The sequence below is a fragment of the bacterium genome (assembly GCA_035703895.1).
Taxonomy (GTDB): domain Bacteria; phylum Sysuimicrobiota; class Sysuimicrobiia; order Sysuimicrobiales; family Segetimicrobiaceae; genus Segetimicrobium.
Genome location: DASSXJ010000081.1, coordinates 1 through 23308 on the forward strand (window position 1 = coordinate 1; position 23308 = coordinate 23308).

General features: G+C 67.2%; 22 protein-coding genes. 4 read left to right on the forward strand and 18 right to left on the reverse strand.

Translation table 11 applies throughout. From position 1 onward, the window contains the following. Positions 1-145: 145 nt before the first annotated feature. The 10 genes from VFP86_05740 to rny all read right to left on the reverse strand — a co-directional run bounded on the left by VFP86_05740 (position 146) and on the right by rny (position 9330). Positions 146-511 carry a hypothetical protein gene (locus VFP86_05740; GenBank protein ID HET8999129.1) on the reverse strand — a complete coding sequence of 122 codons (366 nt, stop codon included), beginning with the start codon at positions 509-511 and terminating at the stop codon, positions 146-148. Between the two features lie 94 nt (positions 512-605). Beyond that, complete coding sequence (locus VFP86_05745) at positions 606-1148, reverse strand: RNA polymerase sigma factor (protein HET8999130.1); 543 nt, start codon at positions 1146-1148, stop codon at positions 606-608. 142 nt (positions 1149-1290) lie between these two features. Continuing rightward, positions 1291-1524, reverse strand: coding sequence for a hypothetical protein (locus tag VFP86_05750; GenBank protein HET8999131.1), 234 nt, complete (start codon positions 1522-1524; stop codon positions 1291-1293). Positions 1525-1855: 331 nt separating this feature from the next. After that, positions 1856-3769 carry a selenocysteine-specific translation elongation factor gene (selB, locus tag VFP86_05755; GenBank protein ID HET8999132.1) on the reverse strand — a complete coding sequence of 638 codons (1914 nt, stop codon included), beginning with the start codon at positions 3767-3769 and terminating at the stop codon, positions 1856-1858. A gap of 121 nt (positions 3770-3890) precedes the next feature. After that, positions 3891-5315: an L-seryl-tRNA(Sec) selenium transferase gene (gene selA / locus VFP86_05760; GenBank protein HET8999133.1), complete on the reverse strand. Its 1425-nt coding sequence runs from the start codon at positions 5313-5315 to the stop codon at positions 3891-3893. An 18-nt stretch (positions 5316-5333) separates the two neighbouring features. Beyond that, the gene (locus VFP86_05765; protein ID HET8999134.1) at positions 5334-5561 is read right to left on the reverse strand and encodes a zinc ribbon domain-containing protein; all 228 of its coding nucleotides are present in this window, start codon (positions 5559-5561) and stop codon (positions 5334-5336) included. 54 nt (positions 5562-5615) lie between these two features. Then, the gene (locus VFP86_05770; GenBank protein ID HET8999135.1) at positions 5616-6506 is read right to left on the reverse strand and encodes a PHP domain-containing protein; all 891 of its coding nucleotides are present in this window, start codon (positions 6504-6506) and stop codon (positions 5616-5618) included. Between the two features lie 9 nt (positions 6507-6515). Beyond that, a complete protein-coding gene (locus VFP86_05775) occupies positions 6516-6776 on the reverse strand; it encodes a stage V sporulation protein S (GenBank protein ID HET8999136.1) in 261 nt (86 codons plus the stop codon). A gap of 114 nt (positions 6777-6890) precedes the next feature. Next, positions 6891-7682 (reverse strand): TIGR00282 family metallophosphoesterase, encoded by a 792-nt coding sequence (locus tag VFP86_05780; protein HET8999137.1) that lies wholly within the window; start codon positions 7680-7682, stop codon positions 6891-6893. Between the two features lie 88 nt (positions 7683-7770). Beyond that, positions 7771-9330: a ribonuclease Y gene (rny, locus tag VFP86_05785; GenBank protein ID HET8999138.1), complete on the reverse strand. Its 1560-nt coding sequence runs from the start codon at positions 9328-9330 to the stop codon at positions 7771-7773. A 214-nt stretch (positions 9331-9544) separates the two neighbouring features. Here rny and VFP86_05790 point away from each other — a divergent pair, with 214 nt between their 5' ends. Then, a complete protein-coding gene (locus tag VFP86_05790) occupies positions 9545-10186 on the forward strand; it encodes an SCO family protein (GenBank protein HET8999139.1) in 642 nt (213 codons plus the stop codon). An 18-nt stretch (positions 10187-10204) separates the two neighbouring features. Here VFP86_05790 and VFP86_05795 read toward each other — a convergent pair whose 3' ends face one another. The 8 genes from VFP86_05795 to VFP86_05830 form a co-directional block, all read right to left on the reverse strand. Next, the gene (locus VFP86_05795; GenBank protein ID HET8999140.1) at positions 10205-12403 is read right to left on the reverse strand and encodes an AAA family ATPase; all 2199 of its coding nucleotides are present in this window, start codon (positions 12401-12403) and stop codon (positions 10205-10207) included. After that, positions 12400-13527, reverse strand: a complete 1128-nt coding sequence (locus VFP86_05800; protein HET8999141.1) for a metallophosphoesterase — start codon at positions 13525-13527, stop codon at positions 12400-12402. The genes VFP86_05795 and VFP86_05800 overlap by 4 nt, the downstream gene beginning before the upstream one ends. Next, positions 13524-16562 carry a UvrD-helicase domain-containing protein gene (locus VFP86_05805; GenBank protein ID HET8999142.1) on the reverse strand — a complete coding sequence of 1013 codons (3039 nt, stop codon included), beginning with the start codon at positions 16560-16562 and terminating at the stop codon, positions 13524-13526. The genes VFP86_05800 and VFP86_05805 overlap by 4 nt, the downstream gene beginning before the upstream one ends. After that, positions 16555-17259 carry a regulatory protein RecX gene (locus VFP86_05810; GenBank protein ID HET8999143.1) on the reverse strand — a complete coding sequence of 235 codons (705 nt, stop codon included), beginning with the start codon at positions 17257-17259 and terminating at the stop codon, positions 16555-16557. The genes VFP86_05805 and VFP86_05810 overlap by 8 nt, the downstream gene beginning before the upstream one ends. A gap of 28 nt (positions 17260-17287) precedes the next feature. Next, positions 17288-18403 carry a recombinase RecA gene (recA, locus tag VFP86_05815; protein ID HET8999144.1) on the reverse strand — a complete coding sequence of 372 codons (1116 nt, stop codon included), beginning with the start codon at positions 18401-18403 and terminating at the stop codon, positions 17288-17290. Between the two features lie 110 nt (positions 18404-18513). Continuing rightward, the gene (gene thpR, locus VFP86_05820) at positions 18514-19077 is read right to left on the reverse strand and encodes an RNA 2',3'-cyclic phosphodiesterase (GenBank protein HET8999145.1); all 564 of its coding nucleotides are present in this window, start codon (positions 19075-19077) and stop codon (positions 18514-18516) included. A 13-nt stretch (positions 19078-19090) separates the two neighbouring features. Beyond that, on the reverse strand, positions 19091-20338 hold the full coding sequence (locus VFP86_05825) for a competence/damage-inducible protein A (GenBank protein HET8999146.1): 1248 nt from the start codon (positions 20336-20338) through the stop codon (positions 19091-19093). Between the two features lie 29 nt (positions 20339-20367). Then, complete coding sequence (locus VFP86_05830) at positions 20368-21351, reverse strand: RodZ domain-containing protein (GenBank protein ID HET8999147.1); 984 nt, start codon at positions 21349-21351, stop codon at positions 20368-20370. 223 nt (positions 21352-21574) lie between these two features. Here VFP86_05830 and VFP86_05835 point away from each other — a divergent pair, with 223 nt between their 5' ends. Genes VFP86_05835 through VFP86_05845 form a run of 3 tightly spaced genes read left to right on the forward strand, consistent with a single transcriptional unit; the run spans position 21575 to position 23185 of the window. Continuing rightward, complete coding sequence (locus VFP86_05835) at positions 21575-22003, forward strand: hypothetical protein (protein ID HET8999148.1); 429 nt, start codon at positions 21575-21577, stop codon at positions 22001-22003. After that, positions 22000-22437, forward strand: a complete 438-nt coding sequence (locus VFP86_05840; GenBank protein HET8999149.1) for a type II secretion system protein — start codon at positions 22000-22002, stop codon at positions 22435-22437. The genes VFP86_05835 and VFP86_05840 overlap by 4 nt, the downstream gene beginning before the upstream one ends. Positions 22438-22489: 52 nt before the next feature. Continuing rightward, complete coding sequence (locus VFP86_05845) at positions 22490-23185, forward strand: hypothetical protein (protein ID HET8999150.1); 696 nt, start codon at positions 22490-22492, stop codon at positions 23183-23185. The last annotated feature ends 123 nt before the right edge of the window (positions 23186-23308 follow it).

The following is a 23308-nucleotide window of genomic DNA, read 5'->3' on the forward strand; positions in this document are numbered from 1 at the left end:
GCAACTGTTGGCCAATGCGGACCCGCCCACCCAACCTCCTTCGATGGGCCCGAATGGACTAAGAAGATAGCTAAAAAGGCGGATCAACTCAAGAGGCGCCGAGCGACGGCATGCCCGGCGCCTCTTGCGCTCGCTCCGTACCAGACTAATGCGCCGGTGTGGGGAAGACGGTCACCGTGCTCCCGGGTGTGCTCAACTGCTGCCCCAACCCAACACCCGTGTTTTGCGAGGGATTTGGTCCGGGGACCACGACCTGATACGTCGGAATCGAGGGACCGGATCCCGATGCCGGTCCCGGTTGCTCAACCACGATCGATCCCGTCCCAGGCGTCGGCGTCACAATCTGGTACGTCGGACTCGACGGCCCGGATCCTGAAACCGGTGGCTGCTGTTCAATCACCATCGATCCCGCATCAGGCGCCGCGTGAGCCGGCCCGACGATGCCTGCAAGGGCGACCGCCAACACGCCAACACCCAACAGCACGACCGAGAGTTTCTTGATCTGCATCATGAACGTCGCCTCCTATCTACTTTCAACACGCGAGAGCCAGATCTCTATTCCCGAAAGCCGGGACGACATCTGGGACCGTGAGGCAACGGAAGGTCTAGGCCGCCTCGTTGCCTCGCGACGGCACTGCAGTCAACGCTCGGCGCATAGCGGCCCGCGCTCGGTGGAGACGGCTCATCACGGTCCCCTTCGGAATTCCCAGCCTTCGCGCCACCTCGACGTACGACCAGCCGCGAAGATCCACGAGGATCACGCAGGGTCGAAACCGGTCCGGTACCGCTGCCAGCGCCCGTTGGAGCGGCGCCGCAATGAGCCGCGCATCGATCAGCGTTTCCGGCGTCTCCGCTGCCACCGAGAACTGCTCGGCCGCGTCCGGCGCACCCGTCGTCCGTACCGCGCGGGATGCGGCGCGCCCGAGGTCAGCATACGTGTTCTGCAAAATCCGAAAGAGCCACGCTTTGGAGTTGCTGCCCGGCATGAATGTGGCGAACGAGCGCCACGCCCGGAGGTACGTCTCCTGCACCAAGTCCTCGGCAGACTCGGTTCGGCCGGCGAGCCAGACCGCGCGTCGGCGCAGCGCTCCGGTGTGGCGGTCAACGATTTGTTCGAAATCGCCAGCGTCCGCTGGCTCGTTGGCCATTGGCTCCCGCTCCTTCAGCGTACGTCGCCGGAGCATCCATCGGCCGCCAGCGCGATCGACGCGACCGATGGATGCCGGTCATAGTTTCGTCGCAAGCCTAGGACTGGAGACCCTGGGGCCATAGGACCTGCCGAGATACGCATTATTGACCCGTTTGCTGTCTCACCGTCCGCGCAGCCTCGCCGTACGTGAGCCACTGACCGGTCTGCTGGTGGACCAGATAACGAAGGTACCCGGGCAGCGACATGAAATTTGCCTCCGCCGTGAACGGCCTGACCGTGTCGATCTTGGGATCGACCATCTGGGCATGGGCGGCCGGAGCGCCCGCCGTGATGCTGACCGCCAGAGCAAACAGCGCTGTCACAACGTACCGCATGATTCGTTTCTCCTTTTATCTCTCGATCTTTTTTTCTCTCGATCTCGATCTGGCAACCTCACCTTGACACAACCTGGGCGAGTCCGACATCGTCCTTTGGGGTATCCCCGCCACGTCCAATTGGACGATGGCCGAAGCACTATCGCTGCCCTGAATGCGAGACGAATACGCAAAATCGAGGCACAATTCGGGGGCGAGATCGTCTCAGTCTACTGTCTCAAGGACGCTGCGACGCGAGGCCACGCCGAAGCCCGTCCCGCCGGTGGACCCGCGTCCGGCGAAGGATCTACCTCATACCGCGCCCGTGGAGACCGGTGATGCCCCTCCCACCCTATGAGGGGGGGCGATGGGTAGGGCTCGAATTCGCGGGGCGGACCAGCACGCGCGTGTCGCCAACCCGGCGGGTCACGCGGATGGTGTCGAAGTATTCCAGGACGGTCAAGGCATACTTGCGGCTGGTTTTCAACCGATCCCGCAGGACCGCAACCGTGATCTCCCCGTGCGCGGCGATATGGGCCGCGACCTGCGCCTTGATTTCCAGAAGGGTCTCCCCGTGAAAGAGGATCTCCCCGCCGACGTTGACGAGAGCCCCATCATCGAGGAGGGCCTGGAGCATCCGTACCGCGACGGCGTGGTCGCGGACGCTCGCCAGGATCTCGTCCCTGGCGGGGGGGGCGTACCGTCCGCGGCGGAATGCCTCCTCGATCTGCCCGCGCGCCGCCTCTTCTGTGGGCGAGCGGCCTGGGGAGAAATCGACCAGCCGCACGAACCAGTCCTGAATCACGATCCGGCCGGCGACCGCGAGCGTGTCGAGGGCGTGCCCATAGAGCCGGTCGTCGCCCGAGCCGAAGGCCCGGGCCTTCAGCTCGTCACGGGGCATCCCGCGCCTCCAGGGAGTCGCCCCATGGTAGACGGCCAGCGCGCGGAGGATGTCTTCTTCGACCGCCCGCGAGACATCACGGGAGAAGACCCGGCCGCGCAGGTCGATCGCCTGGCCGGCGGCCACCCAGGCGTGCACCTGCGCCACCACATGGTCCCCGCCGGCGCCGACATGCCGCGCGATCGCCTCCACCGTGGTACCGGCGCGACCGGCTGAGACAAGCGCCGCCTTGAGCTGATCCTCAAACTCCGACGCCTCGTCGGCGACCACCGCCGCCGCCGCCGCCGCACCGCGTCGGCGCACCGCGGCGTGTGCGGTGATCACTTCGCCGCCGCCGACCGTGACCATCGGGGAGTATCGCCGCAAGACAAACGGGTCGCCGCGGGCCACAACGGCCGGCCGCTCGAGCCGCACCTGCGCCACTGCAGTGTCTCCGGGGCCGAGTTTGCTGCGATCGAGTAGCCGGAGGCGCCCGATCACCTCATCGGCCCCCACGTAGACGCGGACGCGTTCGTGATGGCCCACCGGGGGCGCGCCCGCAAGCAGCCGGATCCGCGCATCGAACAGCATCGTCGGCGCGAGGCTGCGGGGAGAGACCAAGACATCCCCCCGCGCGATTTCGTCCTTGGTCGCCCCCACGATGTTCAACGCGACCCGCTGACCCGCGACCGCTTCGGTGACCTCCGCGCCGTGGCTCTGCACGTGACGGACACGGAGCTCCCGCCCGGCCGGGAGCAGTTCGAGCGCATCGCCGGTGCGCACCCGCCCGGTCCACAGCGTTCCCGTCACCACCGTTCCAAACCCAGCCATGGTGAAGCTCCGATCGACGGGGATCCGAGTCGGCGCGTCGACCTGCCGCGCGGGCAGCTCGGCGAGCGCCTTCTCGATTGCCGCCACGAGGCGGGGCAGCCCCGCGCCGGTGCGCGCGGAGACGGGGACTACAGGCGCTCCTTCCAGGAAGGTACCGGCAATGAGCGCCCGGATGTCTTCTGTCACCAGGGGCAACCACTCGGGATCGCTCACCAGATCGACTTTGTTGAGGACGACGATCCCGCGGTCCACGTCGAGGAACCGGAGGATATCGAGGTGCTCGCGGGTCTGCGGCATCACTCCCTCGTCTGCGGCGATCACGAGCAGGACGAGATCGATCCCCGTCGCGCCGGCCAGCATGTTCCGGATCAACCGCTCGTGGCCGGGGACATCGACGATCCCGACCCGGCGCCCGCCCGGCAGGTCGAAGTGCGCAAACCCCAGGTCGATCGTCATGCCGCGCCGCTTCTCTTCCTCGAGCCGGTCGGGATCGATGCCGGTGAGGGCCTTGACCAGCGCGCTCTTCCCGTGATCGATGTGGCCGGCGGTACCCACGACGGCATGTCTCGGGGAAGCCGGCGCGGACGCGCGCGCTCCGGGAGATGCCGCAGCGGGGTCATGTGCGGATTGGGGAGAACGACGCGGGGGACTCATCGTTGATCCGGCCCTGCGGCCCCTACCGGTGCGGAGAGTCGGTCCTGCTTCGAAGGACGTCGCCCGCGGCCGCAATCGCGGCCTCCAGAACCGGCAGATCGGCGTCCGACAGGGTCCGGAGATCAACGACCACCCGGTCCTCGGCGATCCGGCAAAACACCGGCGGCCGGTGCTGCCGCAGCGCCCACTCCCAGGCCTCGGGGGAAGCGCTACGCGGGTGAATCGCCACCCCCCAAGACCGTAGTTCGACGCCCGGGAGTGCCCCTCCACCGGCTTCCGCGATCGTCTGCCGCACCTCCACCACGGCCGCCTCCCCGAGGATGGCCCGGAGCCGCCCTCCGAGATCCCGGGCCGACCGCTCGAGCGCCCCGAGATCTGCGCCCAACATCCGCAGCACCGGGATCGATTCCCACGCTCGATCCGGATCCCGGTAGAGGCGCAGGGTCGCCTCGAGCGCCGCGAGATCGAGTTTATCGATGCGGACGGCGCGGGCGATGGGGTGCGACCGGATGCGCCGGAGGGGAGCGTCACGGCCGATGATGAGCCCTGCCTGCGGACCGCCGAGCAGTTTATCTCCGCTGAAGGTCACCACGTCGGCCCCGGATGCAATGGCGTCCTGTGCCGTCGGTTCCGAGGGCATCCCGCGGGCGGTCAGATCCACCAGCGCACCGCTCCCCATGTCGAAGAGGACAGGCACGCCGGCACGGCCGCCCAACGCGGCGAGCTCCCGTACGGGGACTTCGTGGGTGAACCCGCGCATCGCGAAATTGCTGCGGTGCACTTTGACGAGGAGCGCCGTCTCGGGAGTCACCGCGGCTTCGTAGTCGCGCAGGTAGGTCTTGTTCGTCGTCCCGACTTCGACCAAGCGGCACCCGCTCGCCGTCATGATCTCGGGGATCCGAAAGCTCCCGCCGATCTCGACGAGCTCCCCGCGAGACACGATGACCTCGCGTCCGCGGGCCAGAGCAGCGAGCGACAGCAGCACGGCCGCCGCATTATTGTTCACGACGTACGCGGCCTCGGCCCCCGTGAGCTCGCGCAACAAGACGTCTGCGTGCCGCTGGCGCGAGCCGCGGTCCCCCGTGGCCGGATCCACTTCGAGCACCGCGTACCCGGATGCGATCGCCATCGCCTCACGGGCCTCCGCGCACAGGGGTGCGCGGCCCAGGTTGGTGTGGATGATGATGCCGGTGGCGTTGACCGCGCCGCCAAGAGTCGAGGCGGTCCGCCGGACGAGCAGAGCCCGCACCTCGTCGATCAGCTGCTCGACGGTGACTTCAGAAGCCCCCGCCCGGCCTTCGCGGATCGCGGCCCGGGCGGCCGCCACGGCTTCGCGCGTGCATGCAACGATGAGACTCCGCGGATATCCGGCGAGCGCCCCTCCGGCGTCAAGCCCCTGGAGAAGGCGCTCCACCGAAGGAAGCCGCCGGAGCGGGATCGCCTCCATGGCCTCTGTCGGCCCGGCCTACTTGAGGAGGAACCCGAGCCCCAGGCCGACGACGATCACCACGGCGACGACCCAGACGATGCGGAGCAGATCGTAGCTCAGGCGGCGGCCGAGCTCCTCATCGCTCTCGAATTGTCCCCGGCCCAAGGCAGCGGCGCCCGCCGGGGTCGGGCGGAGCCGCGCGCCGCAGGATCGACAGATGATCTTGCCCGCGGGATTCTCAGTCCCGCACTTCGGACATTGCATCGCTCGCCTCCATCTGCGACCTGCCCCGCTGTGGGGATAACGATTCTGGACCCGTCACGTATCCCGCCTCATCTCTCGTGAGTCAGCCGCCGGGCGCGACGCGCGGGAGCTGCGCAGGGCCTCCCAGCGCGCCCGGAGGGTGGGGACCACGTCCGGAGGCATCGGGACGCTGCCGAGAGGAACGCGGGTGGCCAGCCCTCCGCCATGGTAATCCGTTCCGCCGGTCACGACAAGGCCGTGCTGCTCCGCGAGATCGCGGTACTCCGCGACCATCTCCGGAGAGTGGTCGGGATAATAGACCTCGATCCCCGCGAGGCCGTTCGCGATCAGCTGTGGGAGCTGCTGGATCACGGGGCCGCTCGCGGCCCACCCCGGATGCGCCAGGACCGGGACACCATCGTGCTCTGCGATCACCCCGACGGCCTCTTCGGGCGCCAGCTTGGGCCGGGGCACGTAGGCCGGGCCGTGCCGGCCGATCAGGCGCTCGAACGCCTCGCGCGTCGATCCAACCCGGCCCGCCTCGACGAGCGCGCGCGCGACATGGGGGCGGCCGATCGAGGCACCGGCGGCGATCTCGCAGACCCTGGACCACTCAATCGGCGCGCCGAACGCGCGGAGCTTTTGCACCATCTCTTCCGCTCGACGGAGCCGGCCGTCGCGCATGCACCGGAGGAACACCTGCAACGAGGCCCGAGCATAATCGACCCAGTATCCGAGGATATGGACCTCGTGCTCACCAACGTCGGTGTTGATCTCCACCCCCGGGATCACGTCGATCCCACAGGCCCCTCCGGCCTCCAAGGCCTCCGCGAGACCGCCGGTCGTGTCATGGTCGGTCAGCGCGAGGGTGGTGACACGCTGTCCCCGCGCCGCCTCGACGAGGCGCCGCGGGGACAGCAGGCCGTCTGACGCGGTGCTGTGGGTGTGGAGGTCGACCCGAACGATACGAGGCGCCTACCGCGGGGATACGATCAGCTTGATCGCGGTGCGATCCTCGCCGTCGATCTGCACGTCCGCGAACGCCGGCACGCACACCAGATCGAGTCCACTCGGGGCGACATAACCGCGCGCGATCGCGATCGCTTTCACGGCCTGATTGATCGCCGCCGCACCGATCGCCTGCAGTTCTGCAGTTCCTTTTTCCCGAACGACACCGGCCAGCGCACCAGCAACAGCCGTCGGGTTCGATTTGGCAGCGACCTTGAGCACGTCCATTGGAGCGACCTCCTACCGCAGCGGCGACATTCCCGGCCCGGGTGCGGCTGGGGGGCTATTGTCTTCGCGGGGGTCCTGGGGAATCCTTCTCCCGGCCAACGACAGGCGGACGTTCTACGCGCCGAACCGGTTGATCCGTTCGATCGCTCGGGTGCGGCCGGTCTCCCCGTCGATCTCAAGGAGCACCGCGTTCAGTTGCGCCGGACCCTTGGCGACATCGAACCGGGTCGGCAGCAGCGTGAGAAACCGCTGGAGGACTTCCTCGCGGCCCATGCCGATGATCGAATCGCGTGGGCCGGTCATGCCCGCGTCCGTGATGAACGCGGTCCCGCTCGGCAGGATCCGCTCATCCGCGGTCTGCACGTGGGTATGCGTGCCCAGGACTGCGGAGACGCGGCCGTCCAGATACCAGGCCAACGCCGCTTTTTCGGAGGTCGCCTCGGCGTGCATATCGATCACGATCACCGGCGTCTCGCGCCGGAGGACCTCGACCTGTTCCCACCCAATCCGAAACGGCGAGTCGAGGGGTTCCATGAACACCCGCCCCTGCAGGTTGAGGACCGCCACCGCCGGGCCGCCCCGTCCCTTGGAGGGGCGGAACACCCCGCTGCCTCGGCCCGGCGTCCCCGCGGGATAGTTCGCCGGGCGGAGCAACTGCAGCTCGCTGTCCAGCAGGCCCACCACTTCGCGGGCCTGCCAGGTATGATTCCCACCCGTCACGACGTCGACCCCGCAGGCCACGATCTCTTCGAACGTCTCGCGGGTGATCCCGAACCCGCCCGCGGAGTTTTCTCCGTTGGCGATCACCAGGTCCACGGACGATTCCCGCCGCAGATCGGGGAGCACCTGCGCCAGAATCCGCCGGCCCGGCTTCCCGACAATGTCTCCCACGAAGAGAATGTTCACGAGGTCCGCGCTCCTTGATCAGGGCGAGGGGGACGGGTCGACCGACCCATCCCCCCCGCCCATCGGCGTGTCGTTGGTAGCGCCTGCGTTACTTGGCGTAATCGATGGCGCGCGTCTCCCGCAGGACGGTCACCTTGATCTGCCCCGGATACTGGAGTTCTTCTTCGATCTTCTTGGCCATCTCCCGGGCCATCGTCATGGCGTTCTGGTCGTCGATCTCCTGGGGCTTTACCAGGACCCGGATCTCACGGCCCGCTTGAATCGCATACGCCTTGTCCACCCCGGCGAACGACGTCGCGATCCGCTCAAGGTTCTCGAGGCGCTTCATATAGAGTTCAACGGTTTCCTTCCGGGCCCCCGGCCGCGACGCGGAGATCGCATCCGCCGCCGCCACCAGGATCGCCTCGAGGCACGTCGCCTCGGCATCCCCGTGGTGGTAGGCGATCGCGTTGAGGACCTCGGGAGGCTCGTGATACCGGCGGGCGATGTCCATCCCCAGATCGCTGTGGGTGCCCTCCGCCTCGTGCGTGAGCGCCTTGCCGATGTCGTGGAGGATCGCGGCGCGACGAGCCAGTTCCGGATCGGCGCCCAGCTGGGACGCCATCAACCCCGCCAGCAACGCGACCTCGATCGAGTGCTGCAGGAGGTTCTGCCCGTAGCTGAACCGGAAGTTGAGCCGGCCGAGAAGTTTGAGCTCCTCGGGATGGAGCCCATGGACCCCGGCCTCAAACGCGGCGCGCTCGCCGGCTTCCCTGATGCGGGTGTCGATCTCCCCCTGCGCCTTCTCCACCATTTCCTCGATCCGAGCCGGGTGAATCCGGCCGTCCGCCAGCAGTTTCTCGAGGGCCATCTTGGCGACTTCCCGGCGAATAGGATCGAATGAGGAGAGCGTCACCGATTCAGGGGTGTCGTCAATGATCAAATCGACGCCGGTCAGGCTCTCCAGCGCCCGAATATTGCGACCTTCCCGGCCGATGATCCGCCCCTTCATCTCGTCGTTCGGCAGGGGGATCACCGACACCGTGACTTCTGCCGTATGATCTGCCGCGCACCGCTGGATGGCCAGGGCGATAATCTCCCGGGCTTTCCGGTCGGCGATTTCCCGAGCCTCGGTCTCGATCTTCTTGGCGGTCTGCGCCGCGTCGTGTCGAACCTCGGACTCGACCTTCTGAAGCAGTTCCTGACGGGCCTGCTCGGCTGTAAGGCCGGCGATCCGCTCTAGTTCTGTGCGATGGCGCTGCCCGAGTTCCTGAAGCTCTTCCCGTGCCTTGGTGACCTCCTGCTCTCGCTGCGCGAGGCCCTCGTCTCGCTTGTCGACGGCCTCAAGCTTCCGGTCCAAGGTCTCCTCGCGCTGAATCAACCGCCGCTCGAGGCGCTGCACCTCTGCTCGCTGCTCCCGAATCTCCCGTTCGGCGTCCCGTTTGAGTCGAAACGCCTCATCTTTGGCTTCCAGGAGCGCTTCCCGCTTCTTGCTGTCCGCCTCCCTATCCGCCATGCTTCTGGCGTCTTCGAGGATGCGCTGTGCAGCGACCTCGGCCGTTCCTATCTTCGCCTCGCCGGCGAACTTACGCAGAAGGTATCCAAGGAGGAAAGCCGCCAACCCGACAACGCCCGCGATAATGAATGTAACGGCGTTCGTGGTTGTCACCCCCTCCGTATTCAGGTGTGATCTGCCTCGGCCTGCTTACCCCCTTCGTCCCGGCCGTTCTCGGCCGAGATTGGTCATTCCGTGGCCTTCAGTTCATTCTATCGTGATAGCAGACGTGGGTCAAGGCAGCCCGAACGGGGCTGCAGACGTCGTCGTGACATTGGTCGTGCTATACTTTGGGACGATGTCGGGACCTGACCCGATGATGCCGTCCATGAAAAACCGAGTCCTCAGCCGGCTGCAGCCCCGGTGGGTCTGGATCGTCGCCGGTATCCTGCTGGCCGCGGCCGGGGTCGCCGCCGTCGTCTGGGCAAGGGTCGGGAACCCCGCGCTCCAGGGGGCCGTCGTCACCCCCCCCGCGCCTACCTACGACTTCAGCCTCCACGATTCCGACAACAAGATCGTCCGGTTGAGTGCCTTACGAGGCAAGGCGGTCGTCCTGACGTTCTTGTACACGCACTGTCCCGACGTCTGCCCGCTCACCGCGGAGAAACTTCACGAGACCTACCGGCAGCTCGGGGCGACGGCGAATCGGGTCGCGCTCCTGGCCGTGAGTGTGGATCCCAAAGGCGACACCCCGGAGGCGGTCCGGACCTTCCTCACCACCCACCATGTGACCGGGGAGCTCTCGTACCTCACCGGGTCGTATGCTGAGCTCAAGCGTGTGTGGAGCTACTATTATGTCAGTTCTAACGCGAAGGACACGCCTCCAAAAACGGTCGACCTGGTGGACCACACATCTGTCGTGTACGTCATCGACCCGAGTGGCAACCTCCGAGTGTTCCTCCCCGGGAACTTCGACCCCAAAGATCTCACCACCGACCTCAAGATCCTCGCCAGCGAACCCGCCAGGTAACGGCCCCGCGCGCCCGGCTCACCCCCCAGGGATCGCGGGAGCCGAGGACAAGGGGGGCGATGACAGAGGGGCCGGGGCGGGAACCTCCCCGAGGATGATCAACCGGTCGGCATACTGGTGATACTGGCCCCGACAGGTCAGCAGGAAGACCTGCCGGCCCCTGGCCCACTGGCGGAGGAACCCCATGGCCGCACGCTCGCGGTGCTCGTCATACGCCAGGAATGGATCGTCAAGGAACAGCGGAGGGCGGTGGTTGGTGCACAGCACATCGACCAGGGCCAGCCGGAGCGCCAAATAACACTGATCCACCGCCCCACTCCCGATCTCCCGGGACGCCACTTCAGCCCACTCCTTGGGCGGCCCGATCCAGACGCGAGGCGCGAGGGTATGCTCGTCCACGGCGACCCGCTCGTACACACCTCCCGATAGTTCTCGCAGGTAGCGGCCTGCCTGGTCCTCCAACAAGGCCTTCCCCGGAACGATGGTGCCCCGGTGCGCCTCAAACAGCACGGCTCGCGTCAATTTGAGGACGTCGCCGAATCGCTGGTGCCAGGCCAACCGCGCGCGGGTCTCGGTGATCTCCTCCTCGGCGCGGGCGAGATCCTCGTGCGGCGATCGCCCGCTGAGCCGGCCCTCGAGCCTGTGCAAGGCGCCGATCGCGTCTGTGAGCCGGGCCTTCCGAGCCGCGGCCTCGGCCTGAAGTCGTTGGAAGCCCGCCGGCTGAAGTTGCCGGAGCACGAGATCGGGCTCCTCGCGCTGGGCCCGGATCATGCCGAGATCCAGCAAGATCCCTTCGTGCTCCTCTGCGATCTCCTCGCGGATCCGTCCGCCGAGCAATACGGAAAGGAGATTGCGCGCGACCGCACGCCGGAGGTGGGCGCGTTCCCGACGGTCCGACAGGTCGACGGCCGCTTCTATCGAAGGGACCCCCAACGCTTCGAGCTGTCGCCGTACCTCCTCGGCGGCGGCCTCCGCGGCGGCGCGATGCTCCTCGGCCTGGCGGATCCGCGCCTGACGTTCCGCGTGCACAATCGCCTCGTGGGCCGCCCGCCCGGCCTGCCGGCCTCGCGCGGCCATGACCGCTCCTCCGAGGGCGAGCGCGCCGCCCAGGAGGACGATGCCCCATAAGGTCCTGCCGGCGCCGAGGAGCGCCGCGCCGGCCACTCCAATGGACAAGGCGAGGACTCCCAGCCCACCGGGGCCAAATGCGAGCAGACGACCCAGGGCCGAACCCGAGGCCGCCGGACCGACCCCCCCCAACCAAAGATCCGGTCCCGGCCCGCCGGGGGGGGGTTCGAGAAGCCGGACGCGGGTCTCGGCGTCCCGGAGCCGGCGCAGCGTCTTCGGATCGATGGGCGAGAGGCTCAACGCCTCGTCCCCGTCGGCGGCTTCGACCTCGCGCACCGCCCGCTCGACGCGGTCGCGGAGCGATTCCAACTCCTTGGCCCGGGCGCTCGTCTGTTTCCATTGGGTCTCGAGCTCCAGCAGCCGCCGGTTCGCCTTCAAGAGTTCCTCGTCGTCGCGAACCTGCTGCTCCAACCCGGCGATCTGGACCACCAAGCGATCGCGCTCAGCGGCCGCGCGTTCGATCGCCTCCACTTCACGCGACAGCCGGTGCTGTTCGGCGGACAACAGCGCGAGACGGTCTTGGTCGGCCTTGAGCGGGCCGGGAGCCTTCGCCGGCCGCTGGAGCCCCACTTCCATCCGGCGAATCCGCTCGTCCAACGCGTTGAGGACGCGCGCCGCGTCGGCGTCGCCACCGGTCACGATCCGGGCCAGGCGCGTCCCGATCTCCTGTTGCTCCTTTTGGACCCCGGCGAGGTCCCACTGGCTGATATGCACCGTGGCGCGGAAGAGGCTGAGGCTGGTGACGCCGAGGAGTTCGCCGATCCGCTGCTCGACGTGCTTGGGATCTTCGATCGCCCCCTCCACGGTCTCGAGCACGACCTTCCGGCCTCCGAGGTCCTTGCGGAGCCGGTAGGGGCGGTCCCCGGCATCGAACTCCACCGTAATCTCGCCCGGATCCCCCTCCCCCCAGGTCCCGTAGGTTTTGGCGTCGGAGGGTCTGACCGGGTACAGGACGGCCGAAAACGCCAGGTGAAGCGTAGATTTGCCCGCGTCGTTCCGGCCGTGAATCACGTTCAGGCCGGGGCCGCATTCCAGCATCTGATCCAGCAGCTTTTTGAATCGGCGAATCCGAATCCGGCGGATGATCACGACAGCAGCTCCTTGCCTTGGAGCAGGGCCACGCCCCAATGCAACGCGTCCTCGGCGATCCCCCGCGCCTCCCCCTCTCGCCCCGCGATCTCCTCCTGCATCAACCGAACGAACCGGCCGAGCACGGTATTTTCGGGAAACTGCGCGGGATCGATCACATCCGGCCGCAGGTGCGACTCGTCTCGGATCTCGAGGCGGAAGAACTCGCCGGCGAGGTCTTCCCGTAACCGTTCGGCGCTCACGCGATCGGCGAGGGACGAGAGTCCCGTGAGCACCACGGTCAGGGCGAGATCTGGATCCGCCTCAGCGCGGATCATCCGGGCAACCCCCTCGGGACCCCCCAGGGTCGCGATGTCGCGATCGAGACGCCGTCCGAATCGGCGACCGATGCGTGTCCGTGCGACATCGACCTTCCCGGGAGCGTCCAGCGTCACCAGACAGACGTTCCCGGAGTCCGGTTCATCGAGATCGATCATCTCGGGGGCGCCGCTGTACCACGCCGACACGCCTCCGCAGCTGACGTCGCGGGCGGAATGCCAGTCGCCGAGGGCCACGTAATCCACCGCGCTCCGTTGAATCTCCTCGCGGGTGATCTGGCCGAACTGTACCGGCACGTCGGGCCGCTGCACGCTGCCATGCGCGAGCGCGACGACAAATCGCGTGGACCGCGCCACCGGGAGCCCATCGAGGGGACTCTCCGCCGAGAGGTGCCGCAGACATGAGCGGCCGACGACCGTGAGGTCGAGGTCGGGGAACACGCGGGCCTCGAGGGCGGGGCCGAAGACCGTGACGGAGGGCGCAGCGGCGGCCAAGTCGCGCCACACCCCCGCGCTCCCGTCCGCGAGCGGATCGTGATTCCCCGCAATCGCGCAGGCGGAGATCCGAGCGTCTCCGAGGCGCCGGAGCTCCTGCGCGGCAAACCCAAGATGCGCCCTCGCCGCGGGCACCGAGTCGAACAGGTCTCCGGCGATCAGCATCACGTCCACCTGCTCGGCGATCGCGAGTGTCACGACGCGGGCAAATGTCGCTTCGAGCTGCCGGCGCTGTTCGCGCCCGCGATCACCCAGCACCCGAAACGTCGCGCCCAGGTGGACGTCTGCGGTATGCAGGAGACGCACGCTCATTCGGCCGTCGCCGTGTACGGGCAAATTTGATTGAAGGCGCAGTACGGACACGCCCGATAGGGATCGGGCGTGGCGATGAAGTGCTGCGAGCGGATCCCCTCCGCGGCGTGCAGAATCATCTCCCGGGTCCGGGTCAGCTCGGCATCGGTCTTGCGGGCCCGCCCCACGAGGACTTGGTGGCCGAGGAAATGCAGCTCGACCCGGTCCGGAAGCCGCCCGAACACCTCCTTGTACGCCAGCGTATAGATCGCCAGCTGCTCGCTGTCCTTGGCGCGGCGGTCGGCATCCTGCTGGGTCCGGACGTCGGTGCTCTTGAAGTCGATGATCACGACCTCTCCCCCCCGGACATCGACGCGGTCCCAGCGGCCCCTCAGAATCGTCGCCCCGACGTGGAACCGGAACTCACGCTCCACGAACGTCGGCACGGTCCCGCTGGCCTCCTGGTACTCGAAGAACCGCCGGAGCGCGTCGCGACCGGCCTCCATGCGCTGATCCTCGTGCTCGCGGCTCAAGAACCCCTCGTTCACCCACGACCGCTCAAAGTGGGCGATCAAATCCTCGGCCGCCACAGGCTGGCGGCGCGCACGGCGGCGGTTGTATTCCTGCACCGCCTCGTGAAGCGCCGCCCCGTAGACGACCCGGTGGTCCCGCATCACCGGCACGCGCAGAATATGGATGTACTTGTACTTGAGGGGGCACGTCGAGTAATCGTCCACCTGCCGGAAGGACAGCGGCACGACCGCGTCGCCGGAGGGGACCAACAGGATCTGCGGATGCAGATCGACCGGCGGGGCGTGGCGTTCCACCGCCTGCACGACAGACGCCCGGAACGTCTCCGGGTCCGCCCGCGGAAGATCGAGCGCCTCGAGCACGAACCGGCTCACCTTTCTCGGCCGCGCGCCGCCGTAGTCCCGTGCGCTGGTGAGGTAGAGATCGCGTTTGGCGCGGGTCATCCCCACATAAAACAGCCGGCGCTCCTCCTGCAGATGAAAATCTCCAGAGGGGAGAAGATCCTTCATCAGGGCGTCTGGAAGCGGGATCGGATCCCCCCGCGCTCTCGAGGGAAATCGGTCCGAGACGAGGCCGACCATGAAGACGACGGGGAACTCCAACCCCTTGGCCTTGTGGATCGTGAGGATATGCACGGCGTCCGCGTCGGTCTCAAACTCTGCCGCGGGCGGGTCATCCCCTGCGTCGATGAGGAGGTCCAGGTATTGGACGAACCCCGGCACCCGATCCACGCGGACGATCTCCCCGTACCGCGCCACAAGGTCGAAGAATTTCGCGATGTTCGCGACCTTTTGCTCGTCCTCGGGACGGCCCCCGGCCGCCAACCGGCCCACGTATCCGGTGCGGGTGACCAGGTACTCGTAGAGGACCCGCCCCGTCCCGTGCCGCGAGGCCAGCTGCGTCATCGCGTCGAGATCCTCGACCAGCTTGCCGATCGCGGCCCGGCCCTCAGGGGACACCTCGATCTCCACGATCGCGGCGAGGTGCCGGTAGACATGGCTCAAGGACCGGTTCTTCCGATGCGCGTAAGCCATGCACGATGCGAGATCCTGGGCGGGCACGTCGTAGAACGGCGCCGTGCTCAGCAGGTACAGGGAGAGACTGTCATGCGGATTGGCGAGGCACCGCAGCGCGGCAATGACGAGCCTGATCTCCTCCCGGTCGTACAGGCCGCGGCTTCCGGAGAACGTCAACGGGATACCCCGCATGTTGAGCGCACGCAGGAACGGATCCGCATCGCGGTTCGCTCGAACCAAGATGGCCACGTCGCCGTAACGCCACTGGCCCTCGGCGCCACGCTGCGCGATCCGGTCGGCCACGCCGTCGGCTTCGCTGCTCAGCGTGTCAAAGTGCAGGTGGCGCGGGACCGCCCCCACGCCGGCGGAGGCCCGCAGGCGTTTGTCGATGTTGTGGCGGACCTCCAGGCGATCAGGATCGTTGTGCCGGATCAGCCGGTACGCGCTGTCCAAGATGAACTGCGTCGACCGGTAGTTGTGCGTGAGCACGACCGTCCGCGCCTCAGGGTAGGTCTCCGTGAAATAGGTGATGTTGCTGTAGGACGCCCCCCGCCAGCGGTAGATTGCCTGGTCATCATCAGCCACCACCGTGAGGCACCGCCGCCCCTCGGCGAGCAACTTCACGAGCTCGAACTGCGCGTAGTTGGTATCCTGAAACTCGTCGACGAGGACGTATTGGAACTGTTCTCGGTAACGCTCGAGCACCGTGGGGTGGTCCCGCAAGAGCCTCAGGGTCAGGGTGATGAGATCCCCGAAGTCCAGGCGGCTCTCGCGCGAGAGGAGCTGTTGATACGCACGATACGCGGCCGCGAGTTCGCGCTGCTGGCGCGCATACTCAGCCTGTGCGGGGAGGCCCGGCGCCGTCTCCGCGCCCACTTGGTCCGCGTAGGCGGCGTACGCCTCCGGGGTCACGTCCTCGTCTTTGGCCCGGCTGAACAGCGCGACCAGGGCGGCGAGGTGGCGGGTCGGGTCGCCCAACGGGCGAAAGTAATCGAGGGGCAATTCGAAGAGCCGCTCGCGGAGGAAGATGATCTGTTCGGCCTTTGTCAGGACGCGAAAATCAGGGGAGAGCCCCAGGTGCACGGCGTTCTCGCGCAGGACCCGGTCACCAAACGCGTGGAACGTGCTGATCCAGGCCTGGGTGAATCCGTACGGGACCAGGCGATCGACCCGTTCCTCCATCTCCGCCGCCGCGCGGTCCGTGAAGGTCAGCGCGAGGATCTGCTCCGGTCGGGTGCGCCGCGTCGTGATCAGGTGCGCGATCCGGCGCGTGATCACGGTCGTCTTCCCGGTCCCCGCTCCCGCCACGATCAACAGCGGCCCTTCTGCGTGCGTCACCGCGGTCAATTGATCGCCCGTCAGCCCCTCGAGCAGGACGTCCGCAATGGACGGCGCCGCATCGATCGTGGGCGTCGGGGCGAGATTCGCCCCCGAGCCCCCGTCGTCCGACCCGGGGAGGGCCAGCACGAGCTGATCGTGCCGTACCCGACCTCCCCTGCGATCAGCCATTGAGCTCCTCCAGATCCTCCGCCCTCCCAAGCGTCCTGAGGACCCGCACGATCGTCCCCGCCGCGTATCCGCGGCGCTCTAACAGCGCCGCGATCCGCCGTGTCCGCCTCGCCGGCGTGAGATAGCGGTAGCCGCTGAGGCGTCCCCGGATGAGCGTGAGTGCAGATCGTTCCTCGGTCTGGGAGATGCCGCCGTCATCGCGAACGGACTCCTTGAGGGCATGATCGATGATGGCCGGAGTCACTCCTCGTTGTCGAAGCTCCCAACGGATGCGCCGCGCCCCGTAGGGACGCGCGGCCATCCGGCGGCTGATCCATGCGCGGGCAAATGTCAGGTCGTCCAAGAGTTGGTCGTGCACGAGGCCGGCGATCACCGCTCGGACCGTCGTCTCCGGCACGCGGTCCCGGGCTAGCCGTTCCCGGATCTCCCACGCGCTCCTGGGTCTCGCAGCCAAAAGACGAAGGGCCCGCTCCCGGGCCCGAAAGTACACGTCGCGCGCCAGGAGGCGCCCGATCACGCGCGGGTCAACCGGTTCGCCCGGCTCCAATCGGTGCCGCGCCACTTGCTCGACGTCGACCCACAACTGGCGGCCGTCATCGAGCACGACGCGGCGCCACTCGCCGCCCCCGCGCAGATGCTCCGATCCGGTCTTCGACCGTGACGATCCCGGGGCGCGGATCTCCGTGATCAGCGGCATCCGCGGGGCGGGATGGTGGCGCCGGCCCTCATCGCGCCGTCCGGGCGGGTGCCCCCTTCGGCACCGGTGCGCCGGAGCGGGCGTCCCGCGGGAGCGGCCCGTTCTCCCCGCCGACGGGAGCCGGATGCGCCTCCGTCTCCACCGGCCGCGTGGGCCGCGCGATCCCCAGTTTCTCCCGGGTCCGCACCTCGATCTCGTGGGTCAGCTCGGGGTTGTTCTCGAGAAACTCCCGCGCGTTGTCGCGACCCTGGCCGAGGCGCATGTCTTTGTACGCGAACCATGTGCCCGTCCGGGTCACAAGGTTATGCACCGTTGCCAGATCGAGGAGGCTTCCCGCCTTGCTGATCCCGCGCGGGAAGATGATGTCCGCCTCAGCATCGCGGAAGGGCGCGGCGAGCTTGTTCTTGACGACCTTGACCCGGACTCGCTGCCCGATCGCCTGGTCGCCCGACTTGAGCGTTTCGGTGCGGCGAATCTCCATCCGGACCGAGGCATAAAACTTCAACGCCCGTCCGCCCGTGGTCACTTCGGGGTTGCCGAACATGATCCCGACCTTCTCCCGAATCTGATTGATGAAGATCACCGTGGTCCGGGACTTGCTGATCGCCCCCACGAGCTTCCGCAAGGCCTGTGACATCAGCCGAGCCTGCAGGCCCACGTGGGCGTCCCCCATATCCCCTTCCAGTTCGGCGCGGGGCACCAGCGCGGCCACCGAGTCGACGACGATCACGTCGATCGCGCCGGACCGGACCAGCATCTCGGCGATCTCCAGCGCTTGCTCGCCTGAGTCCGGCTGCGAGATCAGGAGGTTGTCGATGTCGACGCCGACGTTCCGCGCATACTCGGTGTTGAGCGCATGCTCGGCGTCGATGAACGCCGCCACGCCCCCCTCTCGCTGCGCCTCGGCGATGATATGGTATCCAAGCGTGGTCTTTCCCGAGGCTTCCGGCCCATAGATCTCCACAACACGGCCGCGGGGCACGCCTCCCACCCCAAGGGCCGCATCGAGCGCAATCACCCCTGTGGGGATGACCTCGACATGCAACTTAGCCTGATTCTCGCCAAGTTTCATGATCGACCCTTTGCCGAACTGTCGTTCGATCTGTGTGAGAGCCAAGTCCAGGGCGCGCTGCCGTTCGTTCATCGTGGAATCCTCCCCTGTATCAAAGCGCCACGCCAACCCGCATGTGCCGTACCGTCCTGATGTGCCAGACTATACCAAACACTTGTTCGCTTGTCAACCGACCGTGTGAATTACGATGCTTCACCGAGCCGCACTTCCTCGACGGACCGATAGATCGAGCCGGCCGGGTTGAGGGTGCTCTCCATCACAAGGATCGCGTCCACCGTTTGAGTCCCTACCACCATTCCATGTAGACGACGCAGCGGACCGGAGAGATCGGGCATAGGCCCTTCCTGTTTCGCCCGGGCGATCGTGAGGTGCGGCCGAAACGCGCGGCTGTCCCTGGGGAACTCCACCCGGTGGAGCGTGACGTCCAGGTCGCTGGCCAGCTCGCTGAGCCGATCGACTCCCTGTGCCACTCCGACCCACACCACCTGCGGCCTCTTCGGCGACGGAAACGCCCCCATGCCGCCGAGGGTGATAGGAAATGGCATCGCTCGTCCGGCGACCTCCCGCGCGGCGCCGATCACCCGGTCGACGTGCTCCTCCGCGATCTCACCAAGGAACTTCAGGGTGAGGTGAAGGTTCCCTGTAGGCACCCACCGGAAGGCGGCGGCCGAGTTCAAACGCTGCGGCAACTCGGCGACCGTCTTGCGGAGGGCTGCCTCCAACGCCACCGCGACGAAGACGCGCATCTCCCCGCCCGGATCACCGCAGCAGATGCAGCCGGATCATGTCGAGCGCGGTCTGCGTTGCAAGATACTTGACGCCCGCCCGGCCGGGCTCAGTCCCAAACCGCACCTCACGCACGTCCGTACCCTTCGCGTGCGCGAGCGCGATATAGACGAGGCCGATGGGCTTCTCGGGCGTCGCCCCCGTGGGGCCCGCGATCCCGGTCGTCGCGACGCCGAGGTCCGTCCCGGCCTGGGTCCGGACCGCCTCGGCCATCATCCGGGCCGTCTCCGCGCTCACCGCTCCATACTGCTCCAGGATCGCCTCCGGGACCCCAAGCCACCGGTGCTTCGCGGCGTTGCTGTAGGTGATCATCCCTCCGTCCAGGTAGGCGGACGCTCCGGGGGGACCGGTCAGGCGATGCCCGAGCAGCCCCCCCGTACACGATTCGGCCACCGCGATCGAGGTCCGGGACGTGGTCAGGGCCTGCGCGACGACTTCCTCAAGCGTCGCTTCGCCGATCGCGTACACCGCGCGGCCCAGACGCTCCCGGATCGCAGCCTCGGTGCGCTCGAGAAGTGGCTCCACCTCGGCATCCGTGCCGCGCGCGGTCAGCCGGACGTGACACTCACCCGTATGTGCGTATGGCGCGATCGTAGGATTGGTGCCGCTCCGCATCAAGTCGCGCAGGCGGTCCTCAACCACAGACTCCCCGAGGCCGGCGATACGCATCACGCGGGAGCGGATCACCTCACGGCCGGCCAACCCACGGACGCGCAGGTACGGGGCGACGGTATCCTCGACCATGCCTTTCATCTCCCGAGGGACCCCGGGGGTGAAAATGAGGGTCTTGTCCTGTTGCTCGATGATCACCCCCGGCGCGCTGCCTCGTGGGTTTGGGATCATGCGGGCCCCCCGGGGGAGCATCGCCTGTTTCTCCTGCTGCTTGCCGAGCGGCCGGTTGCGCTTCCGGAAAAACTCCTGGACATGGGCCCAGGCCTCTTCGTGCCGCTCAAGCGGCAATCCAAGTGCTTCTGCGACCGCCGCCACAGTCAGGTCGTCGTCGGTCGGGCCGAGGCCCCCTGTTGAGAGAATGAGATCGGCCCGGGTCAGGGCGTGGAGGAACACGTCCTGCACCCGACGCACGTTGTCGCCAACGGTCGAGCGGAAATACACCGCGATGCCCAGGTCGGCGAGGACGGTGCACAGGTAGGTCGCGTTGGTATCGACGATCTGCCCGAGGAGATGCTCGGTACCGACCGAGATGATCTCGGCCCTGGTCAACTCCGCCGGCCTACCGGGAAGCGGCTCCGTCACGGCGGCGGTGGCCCCGCGGAGAATGTGTGCTCGTACACCTGTCCCGACGCTCCCAACCGCCCGAGGGACTTGCCGTTCAACGAGAGATCGACGGCGCCGGCGTTCCCCACTTTCACTGTCAAGGAGCGCTTGGCCTCCCAGACCTGCTTGTCGCCCGCGTTCACGAACCCCTCAAACACGGTCGTCCCATCGGCGACCGTGCGTACCCACGAATGCCCCGACGCCGCGACGGCAACGTGCAACGGGCCGGCGGTAGGTGAGGACGGCGGGGCCGGTGGGGATCCCGGCACCTTCCCGGGCGTTGGAGGGGTCGTCCCTCCCGTCGGGCCGGGCCCCGGGGGCGTTCCCGGTTTAGGGGGGATGGGAGCCGCTCCCGGCACCGCAGCAGGGCTGGGAGCCGCGGGAGGTTTCACAGGGATTACGGGAGCGCCGCTCGGGGTCGGAACCGGAGGCGCGGCAGCAGGCGGTTTCGGTGGCGCGACGCGCGGGGCGACCGGAGAAGCACGAGGTGCCGGCAGCGTCGATTTCGGCGCACTAGGCGCACTAGAAGTGAGCGGGGTTGATGGCTTCGACGGTCCCTGAGAAGACGCAGGAGTCTCCGCAAACTGGCGGATCTGCCCATAGAGGACGACACCGAGGGCCACGACGCCCAACCCTCCCAACAGGGCCACGCCGACAAGCACCCGCCGCGTCGGGGACAGCCGGATCGCGGGCGTGATTCGCACCTCAACAGGAGACTCCCGGTGCAAGATCGTTCCTGCCTTCGTGCCAACGCTCGGACCCGGGTACAGCTCGAGGAGCTCCGCTTGTGGAATACCGAGATACGTGGCATACGTCCGCAGAAATCCCCGCACATACGCGGGGCCGGGGAGGACGTCGAAGGTTTCCTGTTCAAGCGCCACAAGGAACGAGCGCCGAATCCGGGTGACGTTCTCGATTTCTTCGAGCGACAGGCCGAGCGCCTGCCTGGCGCTCCGCAATCGCTCGCCGATCCCCGTCGATACCATTCCTCACGGGAGTTCTTGCACCGGCGCGGACATTCCTGCGAACTCCGATGGAACTCCGCGTCCGGCCATGCACCGCAGCGCGGAGCCTGCCAAACGTATGTCGTTATCCTGCCTAAATCCGTGCATGTAATTAAGGAAGGTTGACCCGGGGGGACGTCCTACGGGTACGCCCCGGAGCCTTGCTATGGGACGTGCGATGACGAGGAGCGAAGGCGGATATTCCGTCGTCCAATTTCTGATCGTGCTGGCGCTCGCCGGGATCCTGCTCACCGGCGCCGTCTCGAGCATCGGGAAGGCCATATCCCGCGAGTACCTCGATGGGTGGACGCGCACGATGACTTTCGATATCGCCGCGGGGCGGCAGGCGGCGATCACCCAGCGCGCGACGATCACGGTCACCCTCTCGCCATCGTCATATCTCGTCGCCAATGGGTCTACCGCGCTCAAGTACGCGTCGCTCCCACTGGATCTGTCGATCACGACGACATGCACGGCGAGCATCTGCTCCTTCGACCGGCGAGGCGTCCCGCTCGTCACCGGGACGATCACGCTGACGAGCGCGCGGACGGGGCTGAGCCACGTCATCACGATCAAGGCCAACACCGGGAGGGTTTCTTACCAGTGAGACGGCGGTGGCCCCGCGGCCGGGGCGCGCGCGGGTTCACGATGATCGAGACGATCGTGTCGACGGCCCTGCTGGGCGTCGTGGCGCTCACGGTCCTCGGCGGCCTGCTCTTCGGCATGACGCAGGCCCACAGCGGTCTCAACCGGGCGGGGGCGGCGGCGTGGTCACAGGCCGAGATCGACTTTCTGCGGGTCCAAGGGTACACGAACCTCGCGACAGGGTCTCGGACCCTCACGCAGACGACCGGGTACACGACGTACGGCAGCATCTCCGAACCCACGATCCCGGCCGGGTTCGACCATGCGGTGATCACGGTCACCTCCGTGACCGGGGTGTCTCTGAAGCAGGCGGCGGTGACCCTTTACCAATCACCGTCATCTGTCTACGCCAAGCTCAGCATCTATGTCGCCAATTATACGCAGCCCTCGCCCTAGCGGGCTTGTGCTCTCCCTCTCCGCCCCGGCGAGCACGGCGACCGGGGGCCCGATGCGTGAGCGGGGGCTCACGGTGCTCGAGGTCCTCGTCGGGATCGCCATTATGGCCGTGGTCGGTGGGGCGATCTCGATCCTGGTGGGCAGCGCGCTCCAGGCCAAGATGATCTCGTCGGTGCGATCGAGCGACACGGAAACCGCTCGGTCGACGCTCGAGTGGATGACGGAACGGATCCGGAACGCCGGGCTCAATCTCCAACCGAGCGGTCAGACCCAGCTGCGCTGCAAGGACATGGTGGTGGCCCAGGACCTGAGCCTCCTCCCCACCACCACGAGCCTCTACATCAGCGGCGACATGCTCAACACGGTCGCCGTCCCCCCGTACCCGGATGTGACGATCGGGTACTATCTGGGATCCGATCCCGTCACCAACGCCACGGTGGTCATGGAGTACAATCAGGCGTGCACCGGCGGGTCGACATCTGTGGCGACGAACTCAACGCCCCTCTCGAGCCCAAAGCTGACCATCCTGAGCCTGTCGTTTCAGTACTTCGACACCACAGGCGCGACGGTGACGAACCTGACCAGCGCCACGGCGATCCGGACGATCCGCATCATCAGCGTCTCGCTGACGGTGCAGGGCTCGGAGGGAAGGTCGGGCGTGCAGACGCAGACCCTGAAGCGGTACGTGCTATTGCGGAATCCGGAGCCGAATGCGAACAACTGGCTGGACCAAAATGAGAACTTCTAAGTCCCGGGGGACCGCGTCGCGTCCGGCGGCTGCGGCAGGATGGGGGCAGCGCGGCGCGATCATGATGTTCGTCCTCCTGGTGATGCTCCTGGTGGCCGCGGTCACGCTGAGCGTGATGAACCT